General features: G+C 62.5%; 19 protein-coding genes. 17 read left to right on the top strand and 2 right to left on the bottom strand.

The window, feature by feature from the left end; translation table 11 throughout:
• Positions 1–130: 130 nt before the first annotated feature.
• From UB23_RS06620 to UB23_RS06610, 3 genes are read left to right on the top strand one after another with little or no spacing between them, the layout of a single operon-like run.
• Positions 131–865, top strand: coding sequence for an SDR family NAD(P)-dependent oxidoreductase (locus UB23_RS06620; protein WP_045058521.1), 735 nt, complete (start codon positions 131–133; stop codon positions 863–865).
• Between the two features lie 14 nt (positions 866–879).
• Positions 880–1653, top strand: coding sequence for an SDR family NAD(P)-dependent oxidoreductase (locus tag UB23_RS06615; protein WP_045058520.1), 774 nt, complete (start codon positions 880–882; stop codon positions 1651–1653).
• Positions 1653–2288, top strand: coding sequence for a nuclear transport factor 2 family protein (locus tag UB23_RS06610; protein WP_045058519.1), 636 nt, complete (start codon positions 1653–1655; stop codon positions 2286–2288). The genes UB23_RS06615 and UB23_RS06610 overlap by 1 nt, the downstream gene beginning before the upstream one ends.
• Before the next feature lie 113 nt (positions 2289–2401).
• Here UB23_RS06610 and UB23_RS06605 read toward each other — a convergent pair whose 3' ends face one another.
• Positions 2402–3595 (bottom strand): acyl-CoA dehydrogenase family protein, encoded by a 1194-nt coding sequence (locus UB23_RS06605; protein WP_045058518.1) that lies wholly within the window; start codon positions 3593–3595, stop codon positions 2402–2404.
• Complete coding sequence (locus tag UB23_RS06600; RefSeq protein ID WP_045058517.1) at positions 3592–4764, bottom strand: acyl-CoA dehydrogenase family protein; 1173 nt, start codon at positions 4762–4764, stop codon at positions 3592–3594. Before UB23_RS06600 ends, UB23_RS06605 begins: the two co-directional genes overlap by 4 nt.
• Positions 4765–4963: 199 nt before the next feature.
• On the opposite strand from UB23_RS06600, the gene UB23_RS06595 reads away from it, so the two are divergent.
• The 14 genes from UB23_RS06595 (at position 4964) to UB23_RS06530 (ending at position 18547) form a co-directional block, all read left to right on the top strand.
• Positions 4964–5854, top strand: coding sequence for a VOC family protein (locus tag UB23_RS06595; protein WP_045058516.1), 891 nt, complete (start codon positions 4964–4966; stop codon positions 5852–5854).
• 12 nt (positions 5855–5866) lie between these two features.
• Complete coding sequence (locus UB23_RS06590) at positions 5867–6742, top strand: CoA transferase subunit A (protein WP_045058515.1); 876 nt, start codon at positions 5867–5869, stop codon at positions 6740–6742.
• Positions 6743–6754: 12 nt separating this feature from the next.
• Positions 6755–7552, top strand: a complete 798-nt coding sequence (locus UB23_RS06585; protein WP_045058514.1) for a CoA-transferase subunit beta — start codon at positions 6755–6757, stop codon at positions 7550–7552.
• Between the two features lie 15 nt (positions 7553–7567).
• Positions 7568–8476, top strand: coding sequence for an enoyl-CoA hydratase (locus UB23_RS06580; RefSeq protein WP_045058513.1), 909 nt, complete (start codon positions 7568–7570; stop codon positions 8474–8476).
• On the top strand, positions 8473–9585 hold the full coding sequence (locus tag UB23_RS06575) for an NAD(P)H-dependent flavin oxidoreductase (protein ID WP_045058512.1): 1113 nt from the start codon (positions 8473–8475) through the stop codon (positions 9583–9585). Before UB23_RS06580 ends, UB23_RS06575 begins: the two co-directional genes overlap by 4 nt.
• Entirely contained in the window at positions 9582–10334 is a 753-nt protein-coding gene (locus UB23_RS06570) for an enoyl-CoA hydratase family protein (protein WP_045058511.1), read from the top strand. Before UB23_RS06575 ends, UB23_RS06570 begins: the two co-directional genes overlap by 4 nt.
• Before the next feature lie 10 nt (positions 10335–10344).
• The gene (locus UB23_RS06565) at positions 10345–11508 is read left to right on the top strand and encodes an acyl-CoA dehydrogenase family protein (RefSeq protein ID WP_045058510.1); all 1164 of its coding nucleotides are present in this window, start codon (positions 10345–10347) and stop codon (positions 11506–11508) included.
• A 9-nt stretch (positions 11509–11517) separates the two neighbouring features.
• Positions 11518–12576, top strand: coding sequence for an acyl-CoA dehydrogenase family protein (locus UB23_RS06560; RefSeq protein WP_045058509.1), 1059 nt, complete (start codon positions 11518–11520; stop codon positions 12574–12576).
• Positions 12577–12579: 3 nt separating this feature from the next.
• Entirely contained in the window at positions 12580–13731 is a 1152-nt protein-coding gene (locus UB23_RS06555; protein WP_045058508.1) for an acetyl-CoA C-acetyltransferase, read from the top strand.
• Between the two features lie 59 nt (positions 13732–13790).
• Complete coding sequence (locus tag UB23_RS06550) at positions 13791–14669, top strand: SDR family oxidoreductase (RefSeq protein ID WP_045058507.1); 879 nt, start codon at positions 13791–13793, stop codon at positions 14667–14669.
• 117 nt (positions 14670–14786) lie between these two features.
• Entirely contained in the window at positions 14787–15572 is a 786-nt protein-coding gene (locus tag UB23_RS06545) for an SDR family oxidoreductase (RefSeq protein WP_152644248.1), read from the top strand.
• A 10-nt stretch (positions 15573–15582) separates the two neighbouring features.
• Positions 15583–16053 carry a MaoC family dehydratase gene (locus UB23_RS06540; protein WP_045058505.1) on the top strand — a complete coding sequence of 157 codons (471 nt, stop codon included), beginning with the start codon at positions 15583–15585 and terminating at the stop codon, positions 16051–16053.
• Between the two features lie 6 nt (positions 16054–16059).
• Positions 16060–17268 carry an acetyl-CoA C-acyltransferase gene (locus tag UB23_RS06535; protein ID WP_082069140.1) on the top strand — a complete coding sequence of 403 codons (1209 nt, stop codon included), beginning with the start codon at positions 16060–16062 and terminating at the stop codon, positions 17266–17268.
• A gap of 76 nt (positions 17269–17344) precedes the next feature.
• Positions 17345–18547 (top strand): helix-turn-helix transcriptional regulator, encoded by a 1203-nt coding sequence (locus tag UB23_RS06530; RefSeq protein ID WP_045058504.1) that lies wholly within the window; start codon positions 17345–17347, stop codon positions 18545–18547.
• Positions 18548–18640: the final 93 nt, after the last annotated feature.

The raw sequence follows: 18640 nt of genomic DNA, 5'->3' as shown, positions 1-18640 counted from the left end.
TCCGTTCAGACCACTCAGGCGCTAGTCCCATCGGACGATGTATGCCCAGGCGCTTACCGCTAATCATGCAGGGGACGGCTCCATTGCAAGGGCAGCGGGCCGCAGCGTATTTGCACATTCGGAGATTGCTATGAAGTTACTCAACAAAGTGGCGTTCGTGACCGGTGCCGCCCAGGGCATGGGCCAGGCCATCGTGCGTGGTTTTGTCGCCGAAGGCGCCAAGGTGGTGGCCGTGGACCTCAATCAGGCGGCCCTGGCCGAGAGCCTGGCGGATCTGGGTGACCAGGTACTGGCCCTGGCCTGTAACGTCGGTGACGGTGCGTCCGTGGCGGACGCCATGGGCCAGGCGGAGCAGCACTTTGGCGGCCTCGACATCCTGGTCAATAATGCCGGCGTGGGCGCGCTGGACAGCTTCCTCGATACCCCGGACGAGAGCTGGGCGCGCGTGATCGGGGTCAACCTGGGTGGAACCTTCCTGTGCTGCCGTGAAGGCGCCAGGCTGATGGTCAAGGGTGGCCGCAAGGGCGCAATCATCAACCTCTCCAGCACTGCCGCGCTGACCGGTGATGGCCCAAGCCACTACTGTGCCTCGAAAGCCGGCGTGATGGGCCTGACCCGCTCAATTGCCCGTGAACTGGCAGCCAGTGGCATACGCGTCAACACCCTGGTGCCGGGCCCCACCAACACCCCAATGATGGCGGGCATCCCCGATGACTACATGCAGGCGCTGCTGAAAAACGTGCCCCTGGGCCGCATGTGCGAAACCGACGAGATCGCCAGGGTCGCGGTGTTCCTGGCCAGCGAAGACGCCAGCTTCATGACCGGGCAGAACATCGCCGTCAACGGTGGCATGGCCTTTATCTAATCAGGGAGACACTCATGAGCAAGCGTTTACAAGGAAAAATCGCCTTCGTTACCGGCGCCGGTTCCGGCATTGGCGAAGCCACCGCGCTGCGATTCGCCGAAGAAGGCGCCACTGTGGTGTTGTGCGGTCGTCGCATCGAACCGTTGCAAGGTGTGCAGGAGAAAATCCTGGCCCAGGGTGGGCAGGCCGACATCGCCGTGGCCGATGTCAGCAATGAGCAGGCCTACGTCGACGCGCTTCAAGCGACTGCACAACGACACGGGCGTCTGGACATTCTGGTCAACAACGCCATGGCTTACACGTGGGGTGGTATCGACACAATGACCACCGCAGACTGGCACGCCAACTTTGCGACCACCGTGGACGGCACCTTCTGGGGCACCCGTACCGCGATGCAGTTGATGAAAGAGCAGGGCGGTGGTTCGATCGTCAATATCGCGTCTATCTGCGGCCTGTTCGGCACCGCCTGGATGGCCGGCTACTCCGCGGCCAAGGCGGCGGTCATCAACTTCAGCCGTGCGGCGGCCAGCGAAGGCGCACCGCACAACATTCGCTGCAACGTGATTATCCCGGGCGTGGTCGATACCCCGGCCACAGCCGGCATGCTGGGTGACGCCAAGACCCGTACCAACACTGAAAAAGTGATCCCGATGAAACGGGTCGGCCTGCCGGTGGAGCTGGCCAACGCGATTCTGTTTCTGGCCAGCGACGAGGCTTCGTACGTCACCGGCGCCAGCCTGGCGGTCGACGGCGGGCGCGGTTCGGACCTGTACACGGTGCTCGACTGATGAGCCAGGACTCGAGCGCATTGCTTGCGCGCATCGATCGACTGGAGTCGCTGGACGCGATTCGCCAACTGGCCGGCAAATATGCCCTGGCGCTGGACATGCGTGATATGGATGCCATGGCCAACTGCTTCGCCCCGGACGTGCGCGTGGGGCGCGACAAGAGCGGCCGGGCGCACCTGAAGGTGTGGCTGGACGAAACCATGCGCAAGCAATTTCACGGCACTTCACATCACTTGGGCCAACACATCATTGAGTTCAGCGATGCCGATCACGCCACCGGCGTGGTGTATTCGAAGAACGAACATGAGACCGGTCCCGAGTGGGTCATCATGCAGATGCTGTACTGGGACGACTATGAGCGAATCGACGGGCGCTGGTGTTTCCGTCGCCGCTTGCCATGCTACTGGTATGCGACCGACCTGAACAAACCACCCATCGGCGGTTTGAAAATGCGCTGGCCCGGGCGCGAACCGTACGCCGGCTCCTTCCACGAACTTTTCCCTTCCTGGGAGGATTTCTGGACACAGCGCCCGGACAAGGACGCCTTGCCGCAGATCGCCGAGCCGGCACCGCTGGAAGGCTTTCTCAAAGCGCTGCGTCGCGGGGCCGATGACCCCAGGATTCGTGTGCGCTGAAGGGCCGATCGTTCCCACGCAGGGAGCGTTACCAGTGAAATCAGAAGGGGGAGCTTGCTCCCCCTTGCTGTGTCTGCATCTCACGTAAGCATCAATCTTTTCAGGCGCTGTTGTTAATGAGGGCCTCGTGGTTCACGTGGCATGCCCAATGCCCGTTCGGCAATCACGTTGCGCTGAATCTCATTGCTGCCGCCATAGATGGTGTCGGAGCGGGTAAACAGGAACAGCGACTGCAGGCGACTGAGCTGGTAAGGCGCGCCGTCGAGGATTTCCCCGTCATCGCCCAGTACGTCCATCGCCAGTTTGCCCAGGTCGCTGTGCCAGGTGGACCAGGCCAGTTTGTAGATCATCGCTTCGCGACTGAGGCTACCGTCTTGAGGGCCTGAGAGCATGCGCAAAGAGTTGTAGCGCAATACCTTGAGCCCGCTCCAGGCCTGAGCGATGCGCTGACGCAGCAGCGGGTCGCGTGCGGCGCCGTTGGCGCGGGCGATGCGGATGATCTCATCGAGTTCGTTGTGAAACTGCATCTGCTGACCCAGGGTGGATACGCCGCGCTCAAAACCCAGGAGCGCCATGGCGATCTTCCAGCCATCGCCTGGTTGTCCGATCAGGTTATCGGCATTCGTGATGGCCTGGTCGAAGAACACCTCGTTGAATTCACTGGTGCCGGTCAGTTGCTGGATCGGTTGTACGCGGATGCTGTCCTGGGCCATCGGCACCAACAGGAATGACAAGCCGTGATGCCCTTGGCTGCTAGCCTCGGTGCGCGCCAGCACGAAACACCAATCGGCTTCGTGGGCCAGGGAGGTCCAGACCTTCTGCCCGCTGATCAGCCAGTGTTCACCCGTGGCATCCAGTTTCGCCCGGGTCTGTACGTTGGCAAGGTCCGAACCGGCTCCGGGTTCCGAATAGCCCTGGCACCAGAATTGGCGGCCCTCGAGGATCCCGGGCAGCAAGCGCTTTTGCTGCGCCGGGGTACCGAAGGCGGCGAGTGTCGGGCCGACCAGGCCTTCGCCGATATGCCCCATGCGCCCGGGGCCACCGGCGCGGGCATACTCCTCATGGAAGATCACCTGCTGGCTGATGGAAAGTCCTCGTCCGCCGTGCTCCCTGGCCCAGCCGACGCCGATCCAGGCACCTGCGGCAAGCCGGCGCTCCCAGGCCTTGCGCTCCTCAGGAAAGCTGTGTTCATCCCCCGGACCGCCGCGAAAGCGCAGTGGGGCAAATTCCCCGCTCAGGTGCTCGGCCAGCCACCGGGAAACTTCTTCACGGAACATTTCGTCTGCACGACTGAATCCGATTCTCATGGTTGTTCTCCCAACAGGTGCTTGGCCAGGCGCTCGCGGTGCAACGCCGGGCTGCCTAGCAGGTGCTCGCTGGCGCGGGCTCGTTTGAAATACAGGTGTGGGTCGTATTCCCAGGTGAACCCGACGCCGCCATGCAGCTGGATCGACTCGGCGGCGCAGTTGAAAAACGCCTCGCTGGCATGGATTTTTGCCGTGGCGGCGGCCTGCTCAAGCTCCTGGGCCACGGCGGCATCGCCTTGGGGGGCCAGGCATTCCTGGGCCACGCAGGCGGCATAGTAGGCTGCCGACCGGGCGCACTCGACTTGCAGCATCATGTCGGCACAGCGGTGCTTGATTGCCTGAAAGCTGGCGATAGTGCGCTTGAATTGCCGGCGTTCAGCAATGTAGGCCAGGGTCAGGTCCAGGGCCTGCTGCGCGCCCCCGGTTTGTTCGGCGGCAAGGCCGGCAGTGGCAATCAGCAGGGTGCTACGCAGCACCGCCCAGCCTTGGTCTGGACCGCACAGTTGTTGTGACTCGCTGACCTGCACTTCATGCAGTTCAATGCGGGCAAGGCGACGGGTCTGGTCCAGGGTTGCCAGGGGGGTACGTACGACGCCAGGCGTATTGCCAGGCAAGACGAACAGGCTGATGCCTCGTTCGCCCTGAGTGCCTGGGGCGCGAGCGGCGACGATCAGCAGGTCGGCGCAGGCGCCGTCGATGACCTGTGCGTAGTGGCCGTCAAGGGTCCAACCTCCAGGGCGCGTTGCGGCCACGGCTTGCACACTGCCAGGCTCCAGTCCCGGAAGGCTGGCGAAGGCCAGGGTGGCACGTGTTTCACCGGCGGCAATCGCCCCCAGCCAGTGCTCCTTTACGGGTTCGTTGTGCCCCAGCAGCAGTGCCGGGGTGGCCAGGCAGGCAGTGGCGAACAGCGGCGAACCCAGCAGATAGCGACCGCTTTGTTCCAGCAGAATGGCCAGCTCTACAAAGCCCAGGCCCATGCCGCCAAAGCGTTCCGGCACCATCAGCGCCGGCCAGTACAGTTCCTGGCCGATCCGTTGCCAGACCTCGGGATCATGAGCGTCAGGCCGGTTCATGGCGGCGCGCACGGCATGCGAGTCGCTGGCCTGGGCGAGGAAACGCTCGGCGCTATCGCGAATCATCAGGTGTTCTTCGGTAAAAGCGAACTCCATGGGGCGGTCTCTGCAATGCGAATGGATGCGCGAGTCTGTGGCGTTGAGGGAGGTGTTCGAATCACTAAAACGGACTAGTACTGACCCGCTGCGCGTCGTTGTGCCGAGCTCTGCTTAGTCTCAACGGACGATGAAGCCTTGGGCGGCGCTTTGCACAATGCCAACCACGAAAGCCCATTCAGCCAACGAGGACCAAGGCATGATCGACATTCGCGGTTTGAGCTATTTCGTCTCGCAGATCGAAAACCTCAGTCATTGGCAGCGTTACGCCGAAGACGTGCTGGGCATGCAAGTGCAGGCGGCCCCAGGTGGTGGCCTGTACGTGAAGATGGACGAGCGTCCGTTTCGTATGCTGATCGTCGAAGGGAGCGAGGCGCGTTATCTGGCTTCCGGATGGGAGTTGGCCAACGAGTCGGCCTTCAAGTCTGCACTCGAGCACCTGAGCGCCGCCGGCATCGAATGGCAGCCGGGCTCTGCGATCGAGGTCGAGCAGCGCGGTGTACAGGCGCTGATCAAGGTCACCGACCCGTCGGGCAACTGTCATGAGCTGGGCTGGGGTCATCGCTCCGATTGCCTGCCGTTTGTGTCGCCCCAAGGGGTGCCGCGGTTCATCACCGGCGACATGGGCCTGGGTCATACCGTGCTGCCAGCACCAAACTTCGACGCCACCCTGGCGTTCGCCAAGGATGTGCTGGGTTTTGAGCTCTCGGATATTTTCAACTTTCGTCCCGACCCATCGGTGCCGGCGGTTCGCATTCACTTTCTGCATTGTCAAAACGCCCGCCACCACAGCCTGGCACTCGCCGAGTACCCGGTGCCGTCAGGTTGCGTGCATGTGATGGTCGAGGTCGATTCGATGACCGAGGTCGGCCGGGCGCACGATCGTCTGCACGCCCATGACGTGTCCCTGTCCGCGACCCTAGGCCAGCACCTCAACGATCGCATGACCAGTTTCTACATGAAGACGCCGTCCGGTTTTGATCTGGAGTACGGCTTTGGCGGTTTGCAAGTCGACTGGGCCGAGCATTCGGCGTTCGAGTTCACCCGTGTGAGCATTTGGGGGCACGACTTTTCGGTCGGCCATCAGTAAGGAATGATCCTGATGAACAAACAACTGACAGCGGCCGATGCGGTCGCTCAATTACGCGATGGCATGACCATCGGTTTCGGTGGCTGGGGCCCGCGGCGCAAGCCGATGGCTATCGTGCGCGAGATCCTGCGCTCACCGGTCAAGGATCTCACGGTGGTTGCCTATGGCGGCCCGGAAGTGGGCATGCTTTGCGCTGCCGGCAAGGTCAAGAAGCTGGTGTTCGGCTTCGCTACCCTCGATGCCATCCCGCTGGAACCCTACTACCGCAAAGCTCGCGAGGCTGGCGAGCTGGAACTGATGGAGCTGGACGAAGGTATGTTCCAGTGGGGGCTGCGCGCCGCTGGCATGCGCTTGCCATTCCTGCCGACCCGCTGCGGCCTGGCCACCGATGTCACGCGCTTGAATTCGCAGCTTAAAACGATCCAGTCGCCCTATGCCGATGGCGAGGTGTTGCTGGCGATGCCGGCGCTCAACCTCGACGTGGCGTTCCTGCACGTCAATGTCGCCGACCGCTTGGGTAACTGCCTGGTGACAGGTCCGGACCCGTATTTCGATCACCTGTTCGCCCGCGCTGCCAAGCAGTGTTTCGTGTCGTGCGAACGCTTGGAAGAGCGCTTGGAGCTGAGCGCCGATCAAGCCCGTTTTAACACCTTTGAACGTTACCTGGTGAGCGGTGTGGTGCATGCACCTCTGGGTGCGCACCCGACGCTGTGCGCACCTGATTACGGATGGGACATCAAACACCTCAAGGGTTATGTCGCCAGCAGCCAGGCGGAGAACGGCTGGCAGGACTATGTGCAGACCTACATTGCCGGTGGCGAGCTGGCTTATCAGGCACAGAACGGCGGTGCCGATTCCATGGGCGTCTTGCCCCTTCCCGTGTTCTGAGGATTAGCGACCATGTCTGCAACCTGTGATTTTACCCTCGCTGAACTGATGATCGTCGCGGCCTCCGAGGCCTGGCGCGGTAATGGCGAGGTGATTGCCTCTGGCCTTGGCGTGATTCCGCGCCTGGGCGCGAGCCTGGCCAAACTGACTCACAGCCCCGAGCTGCTGATGACCGACAGCGAGGCGTTTCTGGTAGAAGAACCGATCCCGCTGGGCCCAAGAGGTGACTACGTGCCACGGTACTCGGGTTACATGTCGTTCGAGCGGGTTTTCGAATGCGTGTGGGGTGGCCGCCGCCACGCGATGATCGGGCCGACCCAGATCGACCGCTGGGGCCAGACCAACCTGTCCTGCGTCGGCGACTATCAAAAGCCCAAGACCGCGATCCTCGGCGTGCGCGGCTTGCCAGGTAACAGCATCAACCACCTGAATTCGTTCTTCGTACCCAGTCATAACACCCGGGTGTTCGTCAGCGGCGAAGTCGACATGGTCTCCGGCGTGGGCTTCAAGGCCGAGCGCTGGCCCGAAGGTGCGCGTCGCGACTTGATGGACATTGACTGCGTAGTCAGCGACTTGTGCGTGTTGGATTTCAATGGACCGCAGCGTGCAGTGCAGGTCCGCTCGCTGCACCCCGGCGTGAGTTTCGATCAGGTCCAGGAGAACACCGGCTTCCCGTTGCTCAAGTCGGCGCAGTTGCACGAAACCGTGCATCCCACCCCTGAGCAGTTGGCCGTGATCCGTCGACTCGACCCCCACGATTACCGCGCCACGGCGATCAAGGGCAATCCGCCCGGCATCCGTACGGCCTGAGGCAAGGACACGACCATGCACAGCAGCGACAGTGAATTCATCGTCCGCCAGGACAACGCCGTTTACGAGACGGACACCCCGGTGCTGTACAGCGTGGCCGAGGGTATCGCCACGCTGACGCTGAATCGGCCGACCTTCAACAACGCGCAAAACTCGCAGATGACTTATGCCCTGGATGCCTGCTTTCGCCAGGCGGTGAACGACGACAGCGTCAAGGTCATCGTCCTGCGCGGCAACGGCAAACACTTTTCCGCAGGCCACGATATCGGCTCGCCCGGCCGGGATATCGACAAACCGTTCGAGCGCGCGCACCTGTGGTGGGACCACACCAACAAACCCGGTGGCGAGCAACTGTATGCCCGCGAGCAGGAAGTGTACCTGGGCATGTGCCGGCGCTGGCGCGAACTGCCCAAGCCAACCATCGCCATGGTCCAGGGCGCGTGCGTAGCAGGTGGGCTGATGCTGGCCTGGGTCTGCGATTTGATCGTTGCCAGCGACGACGCATTTTTCCAGGACCCGGTGGTGCGTATGGGCATTCCAGGGGTGGAGTATTTTGCTCACCCCTACGAAATGAATCCGCGTATCGCCAAGGAATTTCTCTTCACTGGTGACCGCATGAGCGCCACAAGGGCCTGGCAAGTGGGCATGGTCAATCGCCTGGTGCCGCGTGAAGAGCTTGAACAGGCGACCTACGCCCTGGCCGCAGGCATCGCCCGCCAGCCACGCATGGGCCTGGCCCTGACCAAACAGGCGGTCAACCACGTCGAAGACCTGCAAGGTAAACGCACGGCGATGGATGCGGTATTTGCCTGGCACCACTTTGCCCATGCCCATAACGAGTTGCTGTCCGGCGACAAACTGGGCGGTTTCGATGCCAAGGGGATGGCCCGCGCCAACAAGCAGGCCGAGGACGAAAACCAATGAACCGCTGGTTGGAAACACCGCTGACCGAAGCCCTCGGGTGCCGTTACCCGATCGTGCAGACCGCCATGGGCTGGGTCGCTGATGCCAACCTGGTGATCGCCACGACTCAGGCCGGGGGCTTCGGTTTCCTGGCCGGGGCGACCATCCCGGCTGATGAGCTGGAAGGCGAAATCCGCAAGGTAATCGATGCCACCGGCGGCAGCAATTTTGGGCTCAATTTCCATATGTTCCAGGACAACGCTGCGCAGTGTGTCGACCTGGCGATTCAGTACCGCTTGCGCGCCGTGAGCTACGGGCGTGGTCCGGACAAACAGACCATCGCTCGCTTCAAGGCGGCCAAGGTGCTGTGTATTCCCACCGTGGGCGCCTTGAAGCATGCGCTCAAGGCCGTGGAGCTGGGCGCCGACCTGATCACTGTCCAGGGCGGCGAGGGCGGCGGCCATACCGGCGGCGTACCCAGTTCGATCCTGCTGCCCCAGGTACTGGCGGCGGTCAGGGTGCCGGTGATCGCGGCGGGTGGGTTCGCCACTGGCCGTGGGCTGGCTTCGGTCCTGGCTGCCGGTGGCGCGGGAATCGCCATGGGCACACGGTTTCTCATGACCCGCGAATCGCCGACTCCGGCCGCGACACTAGAGCGCTACCTGAAGGTCAAGGATCCGCAGCAGGTGCGTGTGACCACTGCGGTCGATGGCATGCGCCACCGAATGATCGAAAACCGCTTCATCAATCACCTCGAACAAGCGGGCCCCTTCGGTCGCCTGCGCATCGCCCTGGGCAGTGCGTGGCAGTGGAAGCAGCAAACCGGCATGAGCCTGGCGCACATGGCCTCGGTGTTCGTCCGTGCACTACGCGAAGACCCATCGCAGCTGTCGCAGGTGGTGATGGCTGCCAACCAGCCGGTGCTGTTGCAGCGCTCCATGGTCGATGGCGCACCGGACGAGGGCATCCTGCCCAGTGGACAGGTCGCCGCTGCGATTGGTGAATTGCTCAGTTGCCGCGAGGTGATCGAAGGCATCGCCGGTGAGGCACAGCACTGCCTGGATACGCTCCTGGCACGCAGCCAGCACCTCCCATCGAATCGTCCCGCCAGTATCGGAGAACACCTGTGACCCAGGCATTTAGCACACAACTCAATCAGGGCATCGCTGAACTGGTGATCGCCAAGCCCCCGGTCAACGCCCTCGACAGCCAGGAGTGGCAGGCCCTGGCGCAGCACATCGAAGCCCTTGGGGCTAATCCCGAAGTGCGGGTGATCGTGATTCGCGCCGAGGGCCGGGGCTTTTGCGCCGGAGTCGACATCAAGGAGCTGGACAAGTACCCGGAGCGGATCGTCGAGGTCAATGCCGGTAACTACGCCACCTTCAAGGCCGTGCATCGCAACCCGGTGCCGGTGATTGTCGCGGTCCATGGTTTTGTCCTGGGCGGCGGCATTGGTATCACCGGTGCGGCGGACATTGTTGTCGCCTCCGACTGCGCGACCTTTGCCCTGCCGGAAGTCGACCGCGGTGCCATGGGCGGCGGTGCACATCTGCAGCGCCTGTTCCCGGTGCAAAAAGTCCGTTACCTGTTTTTCACCGGCGACAGCATCAGCGCCCCCGAAGCGCTGCAATACGGCTTCATCGAGCGGATTGTCAGCAAGGATCAATTACGCGAAACCGCCCTGGGCATTGCGACGAAAATTGCCGAAAAAAGCCCGGGCATGATCCGCATCGCCAAGGAAGCCTTGAACGGTATTGAAGACGGCAACCTGGAAGACAAATACCGCTGGGAACAGGGCTTCACCATGCAGGCCTATAGCAGCCCGGACTCCGCGGAAACGCGCCGGGCCTTCGTTGAAAAACGCGACGCCAAGTTCTGAGATAAACGCCATGGACCTGACTTACACCCCCAAGCAAATCGCTTTCCGCGCCGAAGTGCGGGCCTGGCTGGCAGCCAACCTGCCACGCGAGCCGCTGGCCAGCTACGACACTCGCGAAGGTTTTGAACAGCACCGCTCGTGGGAGGCCAAGCTGTTCGAGAGCCGCTGGTCGATGGTGATGTGGCCAGCCGATCTGGGCGGACGCGGTAGCGACCTGATCGAGTGGCTGATCTTCGAGGAAGAGTATTACGGCGCCGGAGCCCCCATGCGTGTCAATCAGAACGGCCAGCTGTTGCTGGGGCCGACCCTGATGGAATTCGGCACGCCGGAGCAGAAGCAGCGTTTCCTGCCGCGTATGGCCGCCAGCCTGGACATGTGGGCGCAAGGCTGGTCGGAGCCCAACGCGGGGTCCGACATGGCGGCAATCACCAGCAAGGCCCTGATCGACGGTGACCACTACGTGATCAATGGGCAGAAAACCTGGTCAACCCGGGCGACCTACGCCGACTGGCTGTTCGGGCTGTTCCGCAGCGAGCCAGGATCGAGCCGGCACCACGGGCTTTCGTTCATCATGGTGCCGCTGGACGCACCGGGAGTGAGCATTCGCCCGATCAAGGCGCTCAACGGCAAGGACGCCTTCGCCGAGGTGTTTTTCGATGACGTGCGGGTGCCGGTGGCTAACCGTATCGGTACCGAGGGGCAGGGCTGGCACGTGGCAATGGCCACCGCCGGTTTCGAGCGCGGCCTGTTGCTGCGCTCACCGGCGCGCTTCCAGGCCACGGCACGCAAGCTCGTGGCCCTGTACAAGGCACACCGCGCCAGCGCCGACCGCGACCCAAGCCTGCGCGATGCCGTGCTGGAGACCTGGATGGGCGCTGAAGCCTACGCGCTGTCGGCCTATCACACCGTGGGCCGCCTGAGCCGAGGCGAGCAGATCGGCGCTGAGTCGAGCATCAACAAAATCATCTGGTCAGAGCTGGATCTGAAGATGCACGAGACTGCCATGCGCATTCTCGGTGGGCGCGGCGAGCTGGTGGGCAAGGCCTCCCAGGCCGGCGATGCGGCCGGCTGGCTGGAGGGTTTCCTGTTCGCCCAGTCGGGGCCGATCTACGCCGGCACCAACGAAATCCAGCGCAACATCATTGCCGAGCGCATGCTCGGCTTGCCGAAATAAGGAACCGCCATGGACTTCACTTTTAACGATGACCAGTTGGCGTTTCACGAGGCCATCAGTCGTTTCCTGATGACCGAAGCCGCCCCGGAAATGCTTCGGGAAATCTGGGAAACCGATGCCGGCCGCTCGCGGGACCTGCGCAACAAGATCGCCGGCCAGGGCCTGACTGCCTTGTCAGTGCCCGAGGCCGAAGGCGGCCTGGGCATGGATGATGTGACCTGGGCACTGATGACCCAGGAACTGGGTTACTACGCCATTCCCGATTCATTGGCCGACACCGCTTATGTTGCCAGTGGCTTACTTGCCGGCCTGCCCGCAGGCCACCCGGCCCGCGCCGAACTGCTGCCCCGGATCGCCGATGGGAGCTTGCGCATGGCGATCAGTCATCCGGTCAATTTGCTGGTCAGCGATGCGCAATTGGCAGAAGTACTGCTGCTCACCCATGGCGATGAGATCCACGTGGTGCCTCGCTCTCAGGTTGAGGTAGAAAACCATCCGAGCATCGACGCTTCGCGCCGCCTGGGTGAGGTGAAGTGGATCCCAACGCCGGCGACCTGTGTGGCCAGTGGCGAGCAGGGGCGTGCTTTGCAGGACCGTCTGCTGGACCGTGGCGCGCTGTCGGTGGCCGGGCAACTGCTGGGATTGGCGCAACGCATGCTGGACCTGTCCGTGGACTACGTGGCCCAGCGTAAACAGTTCGGCAAGCCGATCGGCAGCTTCCAGGCAGTCAAGCATCACCTGGCCGATGTCGCCCGTTACATCGAACAGGCCAAACCCGTGCTGTACCGCGCCGCACATGCCCTGGCCCGGTGCGACGTCAACGCGGGCGTATGGGTCTCCCAGGCCCGCCTCGCGGCGAATGAGGCGAGCTGGATCGCTGCCCGCAAAGGCATCCAGGTTCACGGCGCAATGGGATACACCTGGGAAGTCGATTTGCAGATGTTCATGAAGCGCGCCTGGGCCCTGGATGCATCCTGGGGCGACCGCGGCTTTCACAAAAACCGCGTCAGCGACTACTTGTTCGCCGACACTACTGGCCTGGGGCCTGGACACACTTTCGAGGAATGAGTCATGGCACAGGCTTACATTGTTGATGCACTGCGCAGCCCCACCGGCAAGCGCAAGGGCTCGTTGAGCGAGATCCACGCGATTGACCTGGGCGCCCATGTGCTCAAGGCACTGGTGGAGCGTAACGTGATCCCCGCGCAAGACTACGACGACGTGATATTCGGGTGCGTCGACACCATCGGCTCCCAGGCCGGCGATATAGCGCGCACCAGCTGGCTGGCCGCAGGCCTGCCAATGACGGTCCCCGGCACCACCGTGGATCGCCAATGCGGTTCATCGCAACAGGCGCTGCATTTTGCCGCGCAGGCGGTGATGAGCGGCACCCAGGATGTGGTCGCGGTGGGCGGCGTGCAAACCATGACCCAAATCCCGATTTCCTCCGCGATGCTGGCCGGCCAGCCCCTGGGCTTTGCCGATCCATTCTCGGGCAGCGTTGGCTGGCGTGCGCGCTTTGGTCAGCAACCGGTGAACCAGTTCTACGCCGCGCAACGGATTGCCGATCATTGGCAGATCAGTCGCGAGCAAATGGAAGCCTTTGCCCTGCAAAGTCACGAACGCGCATTGGCGGCCATTGCCAACGGGCGATTTGCTCGGGAAATCGTCGCGTGCCAGGGCCTCGCGGTGGATGAAACCCCGCGGCACAGCAGCCTGGTAAAGATGGCTGAACTGCAGCCGGTGGACCCTCAGTACCCATCGATCACCGCCGCCGTGTCCAGCCAGACCTGCGACGCCTCAGCTGCGCTTTTGGTGGTGTCGGAGGCGGCACTCAAACGCTACGACTTGACGCCACGGGCGCGGATTCATCACCTGACGGTGCTGGGTGACGATCCAATCTGGCATCTCACTGCACCGATTGCGGCGACACGCCGGGCTTTGGCCAAAAGCGGGCTGAGCATGGCTGACATCGACCGGGTAGAGATCAACGAGGCCTTTGCCTCTGTGGTCATGGCCTGGGCCAAAGAGCTGGATTACGACCCGGCACGCACCAATGTCAATGGCGGGGCAATTGCCTTGGGGCACCCGCTGGGCGCAACCGGAGCAAGGCTGATGACCACGCTGCTCAACGAACTGGAATGCAGCGGTGGGCGCTATGGCTTGCAAACCATGTGTGAAGGCGGCGGCCAGGCCAACGTGACCATCATCGAACGGCTGTAATTCTTTTACGTGGGCCGCCGCTTCGGCTGCGTGTCCACCCAAATCCAGAGGAGTTAAACATGGCTATTTGTGCAGACCGCACCGTGATCATCACCGGGGCCGGAGGCGGGCTCGGTCGCGCCTATGCCCTGGCGTTCGCCGCGCAAGGGGCCAATGTCGTGGTCAACGATATTCGCGCCAATGCCGCAGAAGATGTGGCAGGTGAAATTCGCGCGAGCGGCGGCCAGGCCATTGCCAGCAGCGACGACATCACCACGCTGGCCACTGCGCAGCGCATCGTCGATGCGGCGTTGGCCGCGTTTGGTGAAGTACATGTGCTGATCAATAACGCTGGCGTCTTGCGCGACCGCATGTTCATCAGCCTCAGTGAAGAAGACTGGGACATGGTCATGCGCGTCCACCTCAAGGGTCATTACTGCCTGGCCAACATTCTCGGTCGGCGCTGGCGCGACCTTGCCAAGGCCGGCAAACCGGTCGACGCCCGGATCATCAACACCAGCTCCGGCGCCGGCCTGCAAGGCTCGGTGGGACAGTCCAATTATTCGGCGGCCAAGGGCGGCATTGCTTCGCTGACCCTGGTGCAAGCGGCGGAGCTGGCGCGCTACGGTGTCACCGCCAACGCGTTGGCCCCGGCGGCACGTACCTCGATGACCGAGAGTGCCATGCCCGACGTGGTGAAAAAGCCTGAGGACGACAGCTTCGATGCCTGGGCACCGGAAAATGTCGCGCCGCTGGTGGTGTGGCTTGGCAGCCCGGCGTCGGCTCATGTCAGCGGCCAGGTCTTCGAAAGCCAGGGCGGGCGGATCTCCCTGGGAGACGGCTGGCGCACGGGCGTCACCCGCGATAAAGGCGCGTTGTGGCAGGTCGAAGAGATTGGTGCGGCCGTGGACTCGATTCTCGCTGAAGCGCCCAAGGCACAGAACGTCTGGGGCAGCTGAAGCCCCGACCCTTTGTTCACGTCAACGTTCTCGACCTTCATACCCCATTTTGACGATGTGCTCGCTTGGCCCGCTCCGTAAAACTGCAGCGTATTGATTTCTTCGGAGGTAGACGCTGTGAAACAAGCTCCCCCTTATGTTCCCGGTCACCAATTACTGGCCGGCAAGTCGGTATTGATCACCGCCGCGGCCGGTGCCGGTATCGGTTACTCAGCGGCCCGACGCAGTGCCGAGGAAGGTTGTCGGGCGCTGATGATTTCCGACGTTCACCCGCGGCGCCTGGAAGAGGCGGTAGCGCGCCTCAAGGGCGAGACCGGCCTGCAGGCGATCTACGGCCAGCTGTGCAATGTCACGATAGAAGACGAAGTCCAGGCCTTGGTGGCGGCGGCTGAAGAGGCTCTGGGCGGGGTCGATGTGCTGATCAACAATGCGGGGCTGGGTGGCCAGAAGCGTGTGGTAGAGATGAGCGATGAAGAGTGGTTGCGGGTGCTGGACGTGACATTGACGGGCACCTTTCGCATGACTCGGGCGATGTTGCCGCACATGCAGCGCCGCGGCGCAGGAGCCATCGTCAATAACGCCTCGGTGCTCGGTTGGCGGGCCCAAAAGGAACAGGCCCATTACGCTGCGGCCAAGGCCGGCGTAATGGCCCTGACCCGCTGCAGCGCACTGGAAGCCGCTGAGTTTGGCGTGCGCATCAATGCGGTATCGCCGTCGATTGCCCTGCACGATTTTCTCAAGAAAGCCTCCAGCGAACAATTGCTCGCCAGCCTGGCAGGGCGCGAAGCGTTCGGTCGCGCCGCCGAAGTATGGGAGGTGGCCAACGTGATGATGTTCCTGGCCAGCGACTACGCCTCCTACATGGTCGGTGAAGTGCTGTCAGTCAGTTCACAACAAGCTTGAGGGCACGCTCATGAGTCACCTTTTCAGCAGCGCCCAGGCTCTGCTTGCGGCCGAAGGCCTGGACCTGGGCCACACCGCCTGGCTGACCATCAACCAGGAACGCATCGATCTGTTCGCCGAGGCCACGGGTGACCACCAGTGGATTCATGTCGATCCGATACGCGCCGCCAACGGGCCGTTCGGCACCTGCATTGCGCACGGCTACCTGACCCAGTCCCTGGCCAACCTGTTCATGCCGCAGTTGTTGACCCTTTCAAACATGACCATGGGCGTCAACTACGGGAGCGATCGGGTGCGCTTCCCGGCCCCGGTCAAGGTCGGTTCGCGGGTGCGCGGCAGCGGCCAGATTATCCGCGCCGAGCCAGTGGGCGACGCCGTGCAACTGGTGGTGCGCATCACCGTGGAAGTCGAAGGCCAGGCGCGCCCGGGCTGCGTAATCGACACCATCAGCCGCTATACCTTCAACCCAATTTGCGAGTGAGTTTCCATGGACCTGAATGAAGTCGTCATCGTCGCCACCGCCCGTACAGCGCTGGCCAAATCGTTTCGTGGATCGTTCAACGATACCGAGGCGCCAGTGCTGGGTGGGCATGTGGTACGCGCGGTGGTCGAACGTGCCGGCATTGAGCCTGGGGACGTAGAAGATGTGATCATGGGTGCGGCGGTTCAACAGGGCACCCAGGCCTATAACATCGGTCGGCTCTGTGCCTACACCGGTGGCTTGCCGGACAGTGTGCCGGGGATGGCGCTGGACCGCATGTGCGCCTCGGGGCTGATGAGTATCGGCGTAGCTGCCAAGAGCATAATGAGTGGCGAGATGAAGATTGCCATTGGCGGCGGCGTAGAGTCCTTGTCGCTGACCCAGACCAAACACAAAAACAGCTTCCGCGCCCAATCCGAAGCGGTGCTGCAAGTGATGCCCAGCGCCTACATCCCGATGATTGAAACCGCCGAGATCGTCTCCCGTCGTTATGGCATCAGTCGCGCCGCCCAGGATGAGTATTCATTGCAAAGCCAGCTGCGCACGGCTGCTGCTCAACGGGACGGGCTCTTTGATGAGGAAATCGTCGGCCTGAGCGTGGACAAGCTGCTGTTCGCCGCTGATGGCCAGCCCAATGGTCATGAGCGTGTGCAGGTTCTGCGTGACGAGTGCAACCGACCGAGTACGCGCCTTGAAGACCTGGCAAACCTGAAGCCGGTGTGGAAGGACGGTAAATGGATCGAGCAGGGGACGTTCGTCACCGCCGGCAACGCCTCGCAGTTCTCGGACGGTGCTGCGGCCAGTCTGTTGATGAGTCGTACCGAGGCCAAGCGTCGCGGATTGACGCCTTTGGGCATCTACCGTGGCATTGCCGTGGGTGGATGCGCACCCGAGGAAATGGGCATCGGTCCGGTGATCGCCATACCCAAGCTGCTCAAGCGTTTCGGCTTGGGGGTGAGGGATATTGGCCTGTGGGAGATCAACGAGGCTTTTGCCTGCCAGGTGTTGCATTGTCGCGACGCGCTGCAGATCCCGGCAGAGCGCCTGAACGTCAACGGCGGGGCGATTGCCATCGGTCACCCATTCGGTATGTCCGGCGCGCGGATGGTGGGCCATGCCTTGCTCGAAGGGCGGCGGCGCGGTGCGCGTTATGTGGTGATTGCCATGTGCATCGGTGGCGGAATGGGCGCCGCCGGCCTGTTCGAACTGCCGTGAAGCGAGCGGGACGCGGCCGCACATTCGATTAAAGCCATGGGGGCCCGCAGGTCGGGCCCGTTGCTGGGGAATGGATATGCAAAGTTGTATGCCCAATGCACAGGTCCTCGCGCAAATGGGCCTGGAGTTGGCCGAGTACGAACGGATCATTGGCAACATCTACGATTCGTCGATGAACACGGCCTCCTTGAGTGACTCGTTGCGCGACATACGCGCGCTGTTCAAGGCTAATTTCGTGACCTTGATCCTGCGGGTTCAGGATGAGCCGCTGCTGTCACCGATGGTGGTTGCCGGTGATGTCGAATTGGGCCAGGGCGGCATCAACCATTACGCCTACTACGCGAAATCTACCCTGTTCGAGGGTTTGCCCACCGACACGGTATTCACCATCGATGAGCTGATGAGCGATGCCGAATGGGCCAGTTCGGCGTTTTACCTGCTGTACTGCCAACCTTACGATTGTTACCACATGCTGGGTGCGGATATACGCATGCCGGATGGCGGCATCGTGCGTTTCCGGATCAATCGACCACAGGGCCACCCGCAATTCAGTGAGACCGAGCGGGCCTTGTGCGCCATGTTGCTGCCCCATTTGCGTCGGGCCTTGCACATGTATTCGCTGCTGGACCGCAGTGAGTCTCTGGGCAGCCTGTATTCGCAAACGATCAGCCGCCTCGCAGTGGCGACCTTCGTGCTCGACGAGAACGGCTGCGTAGTGCAACTCAACCCCGTGGCCAGGGAAATCCTTGACAGTCAGGACGGCCTTAAAGTGGTGGGAGGTCGACTGGAGGCTACCTATCCCAGTGACAATCGGGAGTTGGCGCGCCTGGTGCGCAATGCCTTCCAGCGTGCCAGGCAAGGCGCCGCCAGGGGCGTGCAGGTGGCCGAGGCGACGTCGATTTCCCGTCCTTCGGGACAGGTCAGCCTCGGCGTAGTGGTGGAACTGATTCCTTCACGGGAACTGCTCGAAGGCCACGGTAAACCCACAGTGGTGGTGTATGTGCGGGACGCGGTGAGCAAATCGCTGGTGAGCACGGTGCTGACTTCGCAGCTGTACAACCTGACCCCGGCAGAAACCGCGCTCGCCCTGGAATTGGCCAACGGCCTGTCGCTTGAGGACGCCTCGGAAATTCTGAATATCCGGCGCAATACCGCACGCGCGCACCTGCGTTCGATATTTTCCAAGACGGGTGTCCGACGCCAGACCGAGCTGGTGCGGATCATGCTCAATAGCGTGGTAGCGCTGGGTGCGCCCCAGCCGGCCGGGTCTCGGGTGTGACTTGGGGCCAGGCCAAAATGCGTTAGTCCGTGCGGACGATGCTCTCGGTTTCCTTGCCTGTCGATACTGGGCAACCGTTGTCGAACCCAAGGA

The organism is Pseudomonas sp. ES3-33 (assembly GCF_000952175.1).
Taxonomy (GTDB): domain Bacteria; phylum Pseudomonadota; class Gammaproteobacteria; order Pseudomonadales; family Pseudomonadaceae; genus Aquipseudomonas; species Aquipseudomonas gregormendelii.
Note: the sequence above shows the minus strand (reverse complement) of the source record. Positions and strands in the feature narration are given on the sequence as shown.